The sequence below is a fragment of the Amycolatopsis sp. NPDC041971 genome (genome assembly GCF_055588925.1).
The window spans coordinates 225,151-237,855 of sequence record NZ_JBVJCE010000014.1 but is presented as its reverse complement, the minus strand read 5'-3'; the positions used below and the strand labels follow the sequence as shown (position 1 = coordinate 237,855).

The window sequence follows — 12,705 nt, the reverse complement described above, 5'->3', positions numbered from 1 at the left end:
TGGGGGGTGTTTTCGTTGGGGGGGGGGGGTTTTGGTGGGGGGTGGGGGTGTAGCCCTCCCCCCCCCCCCCCCCCCCCCCCCCCCCCCCCCCCGACCCGGTCGAAAATCGAACATATACGCATCAACTGGACATTCAGTCGCGGGCAGCTCCCCCTGTGGACACTCATGCCACGTCTGCCTTTAGTACGTGAAGGGGGCCTTCACGTACTTCGATAGGGTTCCGACGTGCTGGGGAAACTGAGGTTGCTGGGTGGACTGCTGCTCGTCGTGACGGGGTGCAGTTCGCCGCCGCCACCCGCACCGCCGCCGCCCGTGGAAACGCCGCTGCCGGGCACCGTCGAACCGGCGGGTTGTCTCGGCACCGGGATCACGGTGAAGTCCGGCCCGGTCGAGGCCGCACTGGGCCATCGCGCGGTCGTCCTCACGCTCACCAACTGCGGCACGGCACCGCGCACGCTCACCGGCTATCCCGAAGTCCGCTTACTGGACAAGGAAAAGCGGCCAATGGCCATCGAGGTCGAGCACGGGTCGTCGTACATGGCGATCGATCCCGGCGTCAGCCCGCAGACGGTCCAGCCCGGCGGGACGTTGCTCTCGGTCGTTTCGTGGTCGAACACCGTCACCGTGGGTTCGCCGGAGGCGGGCGCCTATGTGACGGTCGCGGCCGTGAGGGGCGACCCGGAGCAGCGGATCACCGTCGACACCGACCTCGGGACCACCGGCAAGCTGACGCTGACCGCCTGGAACCCGAAGCTCAAGAACTAGAGCTTTGTTACGAGACGGCACGCCTCTGCGACGGTTCCGCCCCGGATCCGAGCCAGTGCCACAGAGCGCCCTTACGATCGGTGAGCCTTTCGATCTTGGGGGAACCATGCCGCGCATCCTGCTCGTCGAGGACGACGTAGCACTGGCCGAAGCGCTCACACTCGCGCTGAAGGCGCTCGGGCACGACGTCGTCGCCGCGCCGACCGGGGAGCGGGCGCTGGAGGCGCTGTTCACCGACCGGCTCGAACTCGATTTCGTCCTGCTCGACGTCATGCTGCCCGGGATGGACGGCTTCGAGGTGTGCCGCCGGATCCGCGCACGGAGCCGGTTGCCGTTGGTCCTGCTGACCGCCCGCGGCGACCCGATCGACATCGTCGCCGGGCTGGAATGCGGCGCCGACGACTACGTGGTCAAACCCGCCGAACCCCGGGTGATCGACGCGCGCGTCAAGGCGATCGGCAGGCGTGCCGTCACCGCTCCCGGGCCGTCGGCCTGCCGGTTGCGGGTGGGACGGCTGGAGATCGACGCGGCCGCGATGAGCGTGACTCGCGACGGCGTCGAGCTGGCGCTGACCGCGACCGAGATCCGGCTGCTCGTCGAGTTCGCCGAACATCCCAACCAGGTACTGAGCAGGCAGGCACTGCTGAAACGGGTCTGGGACTACGGCTACGTCGGTGACTCGCGGATCGTCGACGCGGCGGTCGCGCGGCTGCGGGCGAAGATCGAGGACGATCCGGCTGATCCCGTGGTGCTGAAGACCGTGCGCGGACTCGGCTACCGGCTGGTGAGCGAATGAGATTCGGACTCCGCGCCCGGGTGACCTTGGCGGTCGTGGCGGTGACCACGACGGCGACGGTTGTGATGGCCTTCAGTGCGGCCGAGATCCAAGAGGATGACGCGTTCGACAGGTTCACCGCCGCGGCGAAGACGTCGTTCGGGGCGATGTTCGGGCAGGCCTGGCCTCATCTCGAACAGTTCATGGCGGGCTCTCCTCGGGCCTTGGAAATGTTCTCCCAGGGAATGGACAAGGCAGCGGCGGACTGGATGCTCGTCACGAGCCGTCCCCCGCTGACGAACGACGACTTCAAGGCGCCCGAAGGACCTCCCGAAGTCGTCAAGTCCTCATCACAGAGCCACGACTGGACGACGGGCGCCGAGAACGCGACCCCGCCCGACAGGCGAGCCGCGTTGGAAACGGTGAAGGACGTGGTCCTTCTGCGGACCACGGGACCGGAGAAACTGTTGTCGGCGACCACGACCGATCCGGTGACCGGTCATCGGCTCCTCGTGGTGAGCGCGAACTTCGTCGCGTACTGGGTCGTACAGTTCTTCGACCTCACCACGTTCGAGCAGGATCTGGCGGCCCAGCAGTGGAAGCTGGGGTGGATCGCACTCGGCGTCACCGTCCTCGGCGTGGCGGCCGCCGTCTTCGCCGCGGGCCGGATCCGGCGGCCGGTGCTGCGAGTCGCCGCCGCCGCCCGCGACCTGGGCGGCGGCGCCTTCGACGTGCGCGTCCCGGTGAAGGGCCGCGACGAGCTCGCCGACCTCGCCGCGTCGTTCAACACGATGGCCGATCGGGTCGGCATCGCGATCGAGGAGCTGCGCGCCAAGGACCGCCAGCAGCAACGATTCGTCGCCGATGTCGCCCACGACCTGCGGACCCCGCTCGCGTCGATGGTCGCCACGGTGGCCACCCTCGACGACGCCGGCCCCGAGGTCCGGACCCGTGCGACCGAGCTGCTCGGCACGCAGGCCCGGCGGCTGGCGCGGCTGGTCGAAGATCTGATGGAGATCTCGCGGTTCGACGCGGGTTCCGCGGACCTGCGCCCCGAACTCGTCGACCTGCCCGCACTCGTCGAGGACGCGATCGAGGTGAGCGTGCCGGACACTTTCGTTCAGGTGACGAGCACCGGCGACACGACCGTCTCCGCTGATCCGCGCCGCGTCCACACCATCGTGTGCAACCTGCTGGTCAACGCCGAACGGTACGGCCGGACCCCGATCACGGTCTCCCTGGAAGGCCTTTCCGGCACGGTGACCATCCGGGTCGCCGACTCCGGGCCGGGGATTCCCGACGAGTTGCGCCCGATCCTGTTCGACCGGTTCGTACGCGGCGATCACGCGCGGCAGGCGACCGAAGGCAGCGGGCTGGGATTGTCCATCGCCCGCGAGAACGCGCTGATCCACGGCGGGGAGATCACCGTGCACAACGATGGCGGCGCCGTCTTCACCGTGTGTCTTCCACGGGAGTCACCAGGGTGAGCCAACGTGGCGCGTAGCCGTCGAAGTACGGCATCGGGACGTGCGTGAGGATCAGGAACAACGCGGTCAGCACGCCTACCTGGGACAGCTTCAGCTCGCGGTGATCGAGCCGGTGCCACACCACCAGGACGAAGTTCGTGACCAGCAGGAATCCCCAGCGAGCATCGTCCCAGCCGCCGAACGCGAGCAGCACCGGTGCCCCGATCGCGGCGACGGGCGCCGTTGCGGCGAGCGTCGGCCGGTGCAGGAACAGGAAGCCGCCGATTACCGCGACCGCGATAGGCAGCAGGTAGAGCAGCACGGCGGTGATCGAGTACAGCCACCAGCTCTCGGCCTGCGTGCGGCCGAACAGGTCCAGCGCGTCGACACGGTAGGGAAAGTCCGCTGTGGACAGTGACCGCCGGAGTCCTTCGACAGCGCCGGGAGCGGCGGGTGGCAGCGCGAGGATCCCCAGTCCGAGCACGGCGCCGGGAGCGAGCAGTGCGCACGCGCGCCGAAACGGGAACTTCCGCAACAGCGCGAAACCGAAGATCGGCAGCACGGTGAGCAGCGCGATCTCGTGCACCGTCACCGAAAGCGTCATCGCCGCGCTCGCGAGCACCGGTCTGTCGCGATGCAGGGCCCACAGCGCGCCGAACAGCAGGAGATACAGCATCTGGTCCAGATAGCCGACCTCATGGAAGAGGTAGCCACCGGTCGGCAGCAGGAGCCAGGCGACGATCAGCAACCGCCGGCTTTCGGTGCGGCTATGAAAGAACGCGAGCGCCACGGCCGCCAGTACCGCGCCGAGGACGGCGAAACTGGCGACCGCGAAGACCGAGTAGTCGTTCCCGAACGGCTTCAGGAGCGTGCCCACGAGGAAACGCCGGTGGAAGCCGTCGGTCAGGGACATCGCCTGCAGGGTCGCCGCCCACTCCCCCGGCAACCGAAACCCGGTGTATCCAGCGACGAGGACGGCGATCCCGAACAGCACGGTGAGGCTTCGCCGCGGGGTCTTCCCAGGAACGGGCACCGGGGCCCGGTCGAGCAAGGTGGTCATGGTGCCAAGCTAGAAACGGATCATGTCGCCACCATGACCGCTGATCACCGGCTTCGCACGGCTCTGTCACATCGTCGTCGACGTCAGGAACGCGTGTTCGGAGCCGTCGGCCACGAACGCTGTCCGCGACTTGCCGGTCGTGGGCAGTTCGCAGGAGAGCCACGCCACGCCGGACGGCATGAGCGCCTTCAACTGGTCCGGCGCCGCCGGAACACCGGCCTGGCATTCGTAGGCGTTCAGCACTTTCGAAACGGCCTCGGCGCGCAGCTTCACCACTGCGGACAGCTGGAGGTCGGACGGCCCGGGCGCCTCCACCCGCCCTTCGGAGGTGCCCATCCTCTCCTCGACCCAGGACGCCTCGACGATCTCTCCGACTTCCGGGAAGTCCTCGGCGACCGGCGCCGGGTCGGTGCGGACGGCCATTTTCTCCGGCGGTGCCGGGGCACAGGCCGCGATCAGGACGATCGCGGCCGTGAACCCCAAGGTCTTCCCCATGGTGCGCATGGGGACATCTTCGCTCAGGCGGTGAGCTTCAGGATGTCGATTCCGCGAGTGTTGTCGGCGACATAGACGTAACCCTTGTGCCAGTAGGGCGCCCACGCGCTGGCGTCCGCCGGGCGGAAGTAGGCGATCTGCTTCGGGTCGGTCGGGTCGCTGACATCGAGGAAGCGCGTGCCCTGCCCGTAGAACGACTGCACGAGGATCTTGCCGCGGATGTCGAAGTAGTGCGCGGAGCAGTCACCCGACGCCGGGTCACTGCCTTCCTGACCGGCGACGCTCCAGGTGCCGACGGACTCGAGGCGGAACGGCTTCTCCGGCGTCGAGCGCCAGCCCTCACCGTTGTACGAGTTCTTCAGCGACGAGATCGTCAGCACGCCGTCACCGGCGCAGCCGTCGAGAAAGCTCTCTTCGGTGGCGTAGATGAGGTCGCGGCCGCGCCAGCGGTTCGAGTCGGCGCCGTCGGCCGAGCGGTGTCCGGCCGGGTGGAAGCTGTTGTGCATGAACTTCGACGGTGCCGCCGTCTCCTCGACCCCGCCGCCCGCGTAGGGCACCGGGTCGAACGCGGTCGCGCGGCGGACCTTGCCCTGGACGGGGTCGCGGTGCCGGCCGCTGGTCCAGTAGCCGCGGACGCCACCTCGTCCGGACACCCACGCCACGCCCTCGTCGTCGACCTGGACGTCGTGCACGTAGTCGGTCTTGCCGTCGTTGCGCGCGAGTTCGATCGGGTTCGGGAACGTCTTGGGGTTGCGCGGGTCGCGGATGTCGGTCACCCAGATCGGGCGGCCGCCCCAGTCGGCGGGCTGGTTCGCGGCCTTCGCGGGACCACCGGTCCAGAGGTAGCGGCAGTCGTCGACGCAGCTCGTCGTGTGACCGGCGGGCACCTTGGTGTAGCTCAGGATGGCCGGTTTGTCCGGGTTCTTGAGGTCGATGATGTAGATGCCGGACTCGCCGGTCTGCGTGGTGCCGCCGTAGGCCCGCGGGTCCCGCGCGAGGAAGACGAGCTTGCGCTTGACGTCGACCTCGGTGTCCTCGGTCTCCCAGAGGCCGGGCAGGCTGACCTCGCCGATCAGCTTCGGCGCCGTGGGGTTCTTCGTGAGGTCGTAGACCTTCAGGCCGAATTCGCCGGAAACCGCCATGACGTCGCGCTTGCCGTACTGCAGGAACCCCATCGCGATGGCGCCTTGCGCGTCGGGCACGTTGCCGACGGCCTTGACGTTCTTCACCGCGCCGGGCGCACCCGCGACCCGGGCGTTCTCACTGGCCGGTTTGTCCTCCTCGCCGCACGCGGCGGCGGGCAGGCCGGTGGCGATCAGGGTCGCGGTGACCGTGGTGAGCGCCAGACACGAACGGAGCAACCAGTTTCCTCGCACAGAAACCTCCCAGGCCGATCCCCTCACCTTAAGATCACCACTTTGCCCGCACAACCACCGATGGTCGGTGTCGACTGCTATGACATGACCATGCGCTTGCGTCTTCTGGCCCCGCTCCTCGCCGCCGCACTGGCCGCGGCGGGCTGTACGGAATCCGGCGAACCGCCCGCACCGGACGTTCTTCGCGTGGGCTTGGCCGCCCCGGCGACCCTCCTGCCCGCCGACGTCCGCGACCAGCCCGGACGCATGCTCACCGGCGCGCTGTGGACGCCGCTCTCCGATCACGACCCAGCGACGGGCAAGCTGACGCCGCGCGCGGCGGAAGCGGTCACCAGCGCCGACCGGCTCACCTGGACGGTCAAGCTCAAGGACGGCGGGAAGTTCCACGACGGCACGCCGGTGACCGCCCAGTCCTATGTGGACACCTGGAAGGCGATCGGCGCGGAGCGGTGGCAGGCGTCGCGCGTGGTCAAGGACCTCTTGCGGGCCAAGGAGATCGCCGCGCCGGATCCGCTGACCATCCGGCTCGTGCTCGACCGGCCGTCCGGGCAGGTCCCGGCGCTGCTCTCGTCGCCCGCGCTCGTCCCGCTGCCCGCGTCGGTGCTGAAGTCGCGCGATTGGCCGGGGTTCGCGCGGCGGCCCGTCGGCAACGGGCCGTTCCGGCTGGACGGCGCCTGGCAGCCCTCCGGCGGCAAACTGATCCGCGTGGCGGACGCGCCGGGCAAGGCGCGCGTGGTCGAACTGAAGACCGGCGACGCGGCCGCACAATACGACGAGGTCAAGGCCGGGAAGCTCGACCTCTCCACGTTCGTCCCCGGTGATCGCCACGAGGCCATGCACGCGGATTTCGCGCGGCGGCACGTGATGTGGGCGCTGCCGACCGCCGCCTACCTCGGGTTTCCCTTGACCGCGAACCACTTCTCCGACGCGACCGTCCGGCACGGCTTCGCGCTCGGGATCGACCGCGCCGCACTGGAGGCCGGCGTCCTCGGCAAGCAGGTCGACCCGGCGAAGTCACTCCTGCCGCCCGCCGTCGCCCCCGGTGAACGCAGCAGCACCTGCCGCCCCTGCACCTTCGACGCCGGAGCCGGGAAGTCCCTGTTGACCCAGGCGGAGTTCCCGAACACGCCTGTCCACTTCGGACAGTCTCAGGCCGGCTGGCTGCGCCCGCTCGCGGACCAGGTCAGCGCGGCCGTCGGGGTCCCGCTCGCCGCGGAGCCCGGGCAAGGACCGTTCGCGATCGACGTGGACCTGATGACGCCGAGCCCGCAGGAGACGCTTGCCGAGATCGTGAAGGCCACCGGGTACTCCAGCGACGGGTTCGCCGACCTGCTCAAATCGGCTGAGGAGACCGACTCCGCCGAAAGCGGCGAGGTCTACCGGCTGGTGGAGAACCAGTTGCTGCGGGACCTCCCGGTCGTGCCACTGTGGTCCGGGCACGGGCACGCCGTCTGGGCGGACCGGATCGGCGAGGTGAAAGCGACGCCGTTCGGCGGCGTGGACCTGTCAGGCGTTTCCGTGCGGTGAGCCGAGCGTGCACTCCCCCGCGACGACGTCGATGAAGGCCGAGGTCAGCGGGTCGGGCGTACTGCGGCAATAGGCGGCGAGGATGCGCCGGATCGCCGGATCGGGCCGCAGGACACGGCCGTGGAAGCCTTCGGGCAGCACGTTGGCCGGGACCAGCGCGGGGCCGAGACCCGCCGCCGCGAGCACCGGGGCCGCAGCGGTCTGCTCGGTCCGGACCGCGGCCCTCGGCTGGAATCCCGCCGCGGCACAGGCCTGGTCGACGAGGTCGGCCAGGCCGTTGCCCGGCGCGTAATGCACCCACGCGCAGCCGGCGAGGGTCGCCAGGTCGACGACGCCCGAACCGTCGTCCTCACGCGGTCCGTCGATCGGCAGGACCACGACGAACTCCTCGGTGCCGAGTTCGCGGACCGGCCCGTCCCAGCCCGGCGGGACCGGGCCGACGGCGACGTCGGCCTCCCCCGCTGCCATGGCGTCGCGGAGTTCGTCCGCGTGCCGGAACTCCACCAGCCGGACGTCGACGTCCGGCCGCTGCCTGCGCCACACCCGCAACGCCGCGGGCAGAACGCCGAGGCCGACCGAGTAGACCGTGGCGATCTGCAACTCCCCGGCCTCCAGCCCGGACGCCTGCCGGGCCGCGCACCGCGCGCGTTCGGCGTCGGCGAGGGTGGCGCGGGCGTGCGGGAGCATGGCCCGCCCCATCGGGGTGAGCCGGACGCCGCGCGGCAACCGTTCGAGCAGCGGGCCGCCGACACCCTTCTCCAGCGCGCGCACCTGATGCGACAGCGCGGGCTGCGTCACGTGCAGCGACTCCGCGGCCCGGGTGAAGGAGCCGGTGTCGACGACGGTCACCAGGTACTCGAGTTGCCGCAGGCTGGTCATGAAGAAAGTTTATCGGAGCGGTGATATCTATGCCTTGGACTTATCAGCGCGACGGGTCCAGGCTTGAAGACATGAACGAAGAACACAAGGTCGCCCTGGTCGCCGGGGCCAACGGGGTCATCGGCAAGAACCTGATCGAACACCTGGAAACCCTCCCCGGCTGGCGCGTCATCGGCCTTTCGCGGCGTGGCGGCCCCGGCCAGGTCGCCGTCGACCTGCTCGACGCGGACGACACCCGCGCGAAGCTCGGCGGCCTGGACGACGTCACGCACGTGTTCTACGCGGCCTATGTCGACAAGCCGACCTGGGCCGAACTGGTCCCGCCGAACCTGGCGATGCTGACCAACCTCGTCGACGCGATCGAGCCGGCCGCGCCCGGGCTGCGCCACATCAGCCTCATGCAGGGCTACAAGGTCTACGGCGCCCACCTCGGCCCGTTCAAGACCCCGGCACGCGAAGACGACGCCGGGCATATGCCTCCCGAGTTCAACGTGGACCAGCAGCAGTTCCTGGAACGCCGTCAGGCCGGGAAGACCTGGACCTGGTCGGCCATCCGGCCGTCGGTGGTCGGCGGCACGGCGCTGGGCAACCCGATGAACCTCGCGCTGGCCATCGCCGTCTACGCCTCGATCTCGAAGGAACTGGGCCTGCCGCTGCGCTTCCCCGGCAAACCCGGCGCGTACGACAGCCTCCTGGAGATGACCGACGCCGGACTGCTGGCGAAGGCCACCGTCTGGGCCACCGGCTCGGAGAACGAGGCGTACAACATCGTGAACGGCGATCTGTTCCGGTGGAACGACCTCTGGCCGCGGATCGCGCGGTATTTCGACCTGGAGGTGGCTCCGCCGCTGCCGATGTCGCTGAACGTCGTCATGGCCGACAAGGAAGACCTCTGGACGTCGATCGCCGAGAAGTACGGCCTCGATGCGCCTTACAACGCGGTTTCGTCGTCGTGGGCCTTCGCGGACTTCGTGTTCGGCTGGGACTACGACATGTTCGCGGACGGCTCGAAGGCCCGGCGAGCCGGCTTCCACGAGTATGCCGAGACTTCGGCGATGTTCTTCCGGCTGTTCGACGAATTCCGGAAGGCGAAGGTGATCCCCTGACTCGCCGCTTCCCCTAACCCCGCCCGATGTACGGCATCGCGGTCGCCGTGACGGTCAGGAAGCCGACGTTCGCGTCCAGCGGCAGCCCGGCCATGTACAGCACGGCGTCCGCGACGTGCCGGGCGTCGAAGGTCGGCTCGACCTTGACGCTGCCGTCGGCCTGCGGGATCCCGTTCGCCATCCTCAGCGTCATTTCCGTGGCGGCGTTGCCGATGTCGATCTGTCCACAAGCGACGTTCCAGGCCCGGCCGTCGAGCGAGATCGACTTCGTCAGCCCGGTGACCGCGTGTTTCGTCGCGGTGTAGGCGACGGACGCGGGGCGCGGGGCGTGCGCGGAGATCGAACCGTTGTTGATGATCCGGCCGCCGCGCGGGTCCTGCGCCTTCATCAGCCGCACGGCCTGCTGCGCGCACAGGAACATCCCGGTCAGGTTGGTGTCGACGGCGCGTTTCCAGTCCGCGAAGGACAGTTCGTCGACGGTCCCGCCCACCGACACACCCGCGTTGTTCACCAGGAGATCCAGCCGCCCCCACTCCCTGCGGACCGTCTCGAACAACGCGGCGACGGAATCGGGATCGCCGACGTCGGCGGGCACGGGGAGCGCGTTCGCGTCACCGCCGGCGGTCTCGGCGAGAGCGTCCCCGCGCCGGCCCGCGAGTGCGACGCGGTAACCGGCGCCGAGTAACGCACGGGAGATCTCCCTGCCGAGCCCGGAACCCGCTCCGGTGACGACCGCGGTCTTGCCGTTGCCCATCGATCCTCCTCGCAGACCGTGCCGGTGCGAACCGGCTCGGTGATGGTTTTCCGATTACCCGCCTCCGTTCAGGCTAGCGCGCCGCCGTCAACGGAAACGTTCACCCGGCGGCCGTCGCCCCTTAAGGAAAACCGGTAACCCCTTCACCACATCGCGGCGATTCACCGGATGTGCCCAGGGGGAATTCACACTGTTCACCTCGTCGCCGGAGCGGTGAACTGTGACGAAGAATCCACGTTTCCAGCTGGTCCAGACCGGTGAACGGACCATCCGATGGCGGCTGCTCGGCGGCAACGACGTGTCGCTGGTTCGGCACCCGCCGACTGTCCACGCGCCGAGGAATGCCTCGCCGCCATCACCTGACTCAGCGCGAACATCACCGAGTTGACCAGCGATTTCAGTCATCTCAGTGGGGGCAGGTGGCGCTGGCGCCTGCATACGGGCGACCGGATCGTCGCGATCGCCAGCCACGCCTACGGGCGGCGTATCGAGGCACAACGTGGTCTCGACCGATTCCGGTCCGCCGCCATCGAAGCGTCCATCGGCGAAGGAATCGAGACCATAACGGATTGGCGCCGGAAATACCGCCGTGATTCCGACGGACATTCACCGAATCGTTCTCGGTGACGGCCGATCACGGAAAGTGCGTTTCCCGGAGATCAACCACCATGACGTCGGGCGGGAACGCGAAGCACCGCCGCCGGACAGTGTTGCGGAGCGAGGATTGGCGGCAAGTCACGGAATCCCGTGACGGCTTGGGGACTAGAGAAAGAGTGCAAACAAGATGCGTGCTCGTACCACTCGGTTTCTCGGCACCACCGCGATCGCCGCGTGCGCCTGCCTCACCCTGACCGGCACCGCCTCGGCGGTCGCCCCGGCCAACGGCCTCGGTGAGGTCATCGCCGCGGCGGGCTCGGACACCACCGTCGACATCACCGGCGCGATCCTGGCCAACGCGAACGGCGGCGCCTGGAACAACGACCCCGACGACTTCGTCAACGTGCCGCCGCTGCTGTCCGGCACCCAGACGTTCACCGTCCCGGCCGACCCGTTCGCCGACGAGGTCGTCTACAGCGCCGGCAACCCCACGCCGAACGGTTCGTCGCAGGGCAAGGCCGCGCTGAAGGACTCGCCCGAAGCGGGCGACGGCAAGATCGACATCGCGCGGTCGTCCTCGGCCCGCGGCTCGTCGGACCCCGCCACCTTCGAGTACTTCGCCTTCGCCACCGACGGCGTCACCTGGGCCTCCTCGGCCACCGGTTCGGGCGCCGGCCTGAGCCTGACGCTGGCGCAGCTGCGCGGTATCTACGACGGCTCCATCACCAACTGGAACCAGGTCGGCGGCGCCAACTCCCCCATCGCGGTCTACCTGCCGCAGACCGGTTCCGGCACGCTGAGCTTCTTCACCGGCACCGCCCTCGGCTTCGACCCGACCACCAAACCGGTCACCATCAAGCGGTTCCAGGAGCAAGACGGCAACTCCATCCCGGTCGCCGACCGCGGCAGGGCCATCGCGCCGTTCTCCATCGCGCAGGGCAACACGGTCGTCGCGGACAAGCGGGCGGGCTTCACCGTCAACCCGCTGACCGGAGCCGGTTTCAACGGTTCCCCGGTGTCCGGTTCCGCCGGCAACTACACTCCCGCCTTCACCACGGCGTTCCTGGGTTCGCGCAGTGTCTACAACATCGTCGACTCCCGCACCCCCAGCTACGACCAGGCCAAGCGCGCCGTCGGCTTCGACGACGGTGACTCGGCCTCGACCGCCAGCCCGCTGTGCGGCGGCCAGCTCGCCGCCACGATCCAGCGGTACGGCTTCCTGACCGTGTCGGGCCCGAACGGCCTGTCCTGCGTCAAGTCCTGAAGCTCCTGAAACAGGGAAACGGCCCGGTGCGCGCGCACCGGGCCGTTTCGTGGTTCGAGCGTGTGTTACTTCTTCGGGGCGACGCCGAGGGCGGCGAGCGCGCCGGCGTCGCTGACGCCCAGCCCGGTCCGGTACTCGGGCAGCTTGCCCGCCAGGCCCTTGTCGGCGCGGAGGCGCTTCTCGATGACGAGCTGGCTCGACTGCTTGCGCTCGGCCGGGGTGAGGCTCTTCTTGATGCTCTGCAGTGCGGTGATGCCGGTCCGCGTGCGCGCCTCTTCCGACGGCTGGGCACCGGACACCGTGGTCGACAGCAGCAAAGCGCCGACCGCGACCGGAACCGAGCATGTGACCACCCGGCTGAATCGTGGCGATCGTCGCGCCGCTCGGGGTGCGAGGCGTGCTTCGGAAGCTGCGTGGGTCTTCGGGCTCGTGAGTGTTCGACCCGGTGAGGGGAGCGGGTTTGCCAAAGTGACCTGCCGCCGGTGCCCGATTAGGGCATTCGTCCAGTTCTGCGAGTGGGTCGTGGGGGGGGGGGGGGGGGGGGGAGCAAAAAACCACCCCCGAAACCCCCACCCAAGCCCCAAGCTGCCACCCCGCTCGCGCTGGGTGTTTGTGAGGTCGGTGTTGGGGTACAGCGAATG

12 protein-coding genes and 1 pseudogene are annotated in these 12,705 nt (G+C 69.1%); 6 read left to right on the top strand and 7 right to left on the bottom strand.

The genetic code is table 11. The annotated features are described in order from the left end of the window. The first annotated feature begins 225 nt into the window (after window positions 1-225). The 3 genes from ACZ6DT_RS26710 (at window position 226) to ACZ6DT_RS26700 (ending at window position 3,027) form a co-directional block, all read left to right on the top strand. Complete coding sequence (locus ACZ6DT_RS26710) at window positions 226-765, top strand: DUF4232 domain-containing protein (protein WP_465600036.1); 540 nt, start codon at window positions 226-228, stop codon at window positions 763-765. Window positions 766-871: 106 nt separating this feature from the next. Then, window positions 872-1,561, top strand: a complete 690-nt coding sequence (locus ACZ6DT_RS26705; protein WP_465600034.1) for a winged helix-turn-helix domain-containing protein — start codon at window positions 872-874, stop codon at window positions 1,559-1,561. Continuing rightward, window positions 1,558-3,027: a sensor histidine kinase gene (locus ACZ6DT_RS26700; RefSeq protein WP_465600032.1), complete on the top strand. Its 1,470-nt coding sequence runs from the start codon at window positions 1,558-1,560 to the stop codon at window positions 3,025-3,027. The genes ACZ6DT_RS26705 and ACZ6DT_RS26700 overlap by 4 nt, the downstream gene beginning before the upstream one ends. Here ACZ6DT_RS26700 and ACZ6DT_RS26695 read toward each other — a convergent pair. From ACZ6DT_RS26695 to ACZ6DT_RS26685, 3 genes are all read right to left on the bottom strand, one after another. After that, entirely contained in the window at window positions 2,993-4,066 is a 1,074-nt protein-coding gene (locus ACZ6DT_RS26695; RefSeq protein ID WP_465600030.1) for a hypothetical protein, read from the bottom strand. The two genes, ACZ6DT_RS26700 and ACZ6DT_RS26695, sit on opposite strands and share 35 nt — an antisense overlap. A 66-nt stretch (window positions 4,067-4,132) precedes the next feature. Further along, entirely contained in the window at window positions 4,133-4,570 is a 438-nt protein-coding gene (locus ACZ6DT_RS26690; protein ID WP_465600028.1) for a hypothetical protein, read from the bottom strand. Between the two features lie 14 nt (window positions 4,571-4,584). Further along, entirely contained in the window at window positions 4,585-5,922 is a 1,338-nt protein-coding gene (locus tag ACZ6DT_RS26685) for an LVIVD repeat-containing protein (RefSeq protein WP_465600026.1), read from the bottom strand. A gap of 99 nt (window positions 5,923-6,021) precedes the next feature. On the opposite strand from ACZ6DT_RS26685, the gene ACZ6DT_RS26680 reads away from it, so the two are divergent. Beyond that, the gene (locus tag ACZ6DT_RS26680; protein ID WP_465600063.1) at window positions 6,022-7,464 is read left to right on the top strand and encodes an ABC transporter substrate-binding protein; all 1,443 of its coding nucleotides are present in this window, start codon (window positions 6,022-6,024) and stop codon (window positions 7,462-7,464) included. Here ACZ6DT_RS26680 and ACZ6DT_RS26675 read toward each other — a convergent pair. Further along, entirely contained in the window at window positions 7,444-8,343 is a 900-nt protein-coding gene (locus ACZ6DT_RS26675) for a LysR family transcriptional regulator (RefSeq protein ID WP_465600025.1), read from the bottom strand. The two genes, ACZ6DT_RS26680 and ACZ6DT_RS26675, sit on opposite strands and share 21 nt — an antisense overlap. Window positions 8,344-8,414: 71 nt before the next feature. Between ACZ6DT_RS26675 and ACZ6DT_RS26670 the strand changes: the two genes are divergently transcribed. After that, window positions 8,415-9,449, top strand: coding sequence for an SDR family oxidoreductase (locus tag ACZ6DT_RS26670; protein WP_465600023.1), 1,035 nt, complete (start codon window positions 8,415-8,417; stop codon window positions 9,447-9,449). A gap of 13 nt (window positions 9,450-9,462) precedes the next feature. Here ACZ6DT_RS26670 and ACZ6DT_RS26665 read toward each other — a convergent pair whose 3' ends face one another. Together ACZ6DT_RS26665 and ACZ6DT_RS26660 are read right to left on the bottom strand one after the other, a co-directional pair. Next, the gene (locus ACZ6DT_RS26665; protein WP_465600021.1) at window positions 9,463-10,203 is read right to left on the bottom strand and encodes an SDR family oxidoreductase; all 741 of its coding nucleotides are present in this window, start codon (window positions 10,201-10,203) and stop codon (window positions 9,463-9,465) included. 87 nt (window positions 10,204-10,290) lie between these two features. Continuing rightward, a complete protein-coding gene (locus ACZ6DT_RS26660; RefSeq protein ID WP_465600019.1) occupies window positions 10,291-10,809 on the bottom strand; it encodes a hypothetical protein in 519 nt (172 codons plus the stop codon). A gap of 178 nt (window positions 10,810-10,987) precedes the next feature. Between ACZ6DT_RS26660 and ACZ6DT_RS26655 the strand changes: the two genes are divergently transcribed. After that, a complete protein-coding gene (locus ACZ6DT_RS26655) occupies window positions 10,988-12,064 on the top strand; it encodes a substrate-binding domain-containing protein (RefSeq protein WP_465600017.1) in 1,077 nt (358 codons plus the stop codon). Between the two features lie 92 nt (window positions 12,065-12,156). Here the strand turns inward: ACZ6DT_RS26655 and ACZ6DT_RS26650 are convergent. After that, window positions 12,157-12,417 (bottom strand): annotated as a pseudogene (locus ACZ6DT_RS26650) (hypothetical protein); the annotation flags it as partial. Window positions 12,418-12,705 lie beyond the last annotated feature (288 nt).

Excerpts from the sequence above, each read along its gene's own strand:
- ACZ6DT_RS26680 (WP_465600063.1), top strand. The coding sequence starts at position 6,022 with ATGACCATGCGCTTGCGTCTTCTGGCCCCGCTCCTCGCCGCCGCACTG.
- ACZ6DT_RS26690 (WP_465600028.1), bottom strand. The coding sequence starts at position 4,570 with ATGCGCACCATGGGGAAGACCTTGGGGTTCACGGCCGCGATCGTCCTG.
- ACZ6DT_RS26665 (WP_465600021.1), bottom strand. The coding sequence starts at position 10,203 with ATGGGCAACGGCAAGACCGCGGTCGTCACCGGAGCGGGTTCCGGGCTC.
- ACZ6DT_RS26700 (WP_465600032.1), top strand. The coding sequence starts at position 1,558 with ATGAGATTCGGACTCCGCGCCCGGGTGACCTTGGCGGTCGTGGCGGTG.
- ACZ6DT_RS26695 (WP_465600030.1), bottom strand. The coding sequence starts at position 4,066 with ATGACCACCTTGCTCGACCGGGCCCCGGTGCCCGTTCCTGGGAAGACC.
- ACZ6DT_RS26705 (WP_465600034.1), top strand. The coding sequence starts at position 872 with ATGCCGCGCATCCTGCTCGTCGAGGACGACGTAGCACTGGCCGAAGCG.
- ACZ6DT_RS26660 (WP_465600019.1), bottom strand. The coding sequence starts at position 10,809 with ATGTCCGTCGGAATCACGGCGGTATTTCCGGCGCCAATCCGTTATGGT.
- ACZ6DT_RS26675 (WP_465600025.1), bottom strand. The coding sequence starts at position 8,343 with ATGACCAGCCTGCGGCAACTCGAGTACCTGGTGACCGTCGTCGACACC.
- ACZ6DT_RS26655 (WP_465600017.1), top strand. The coding sequence starts at position 10,988 with ATGCGTGCTCGTACCACTCGGTTTCTCGGCACCACCGCGATCGCCGCG.
- ACZ6DT_RS26670 (WP_465600023.1), top strand. The coding sequence starts at position 8,415 with ATGAACGAAGAACACAAGGTCGCCCTGGTCGCCGGGGCCAACGGGGTC.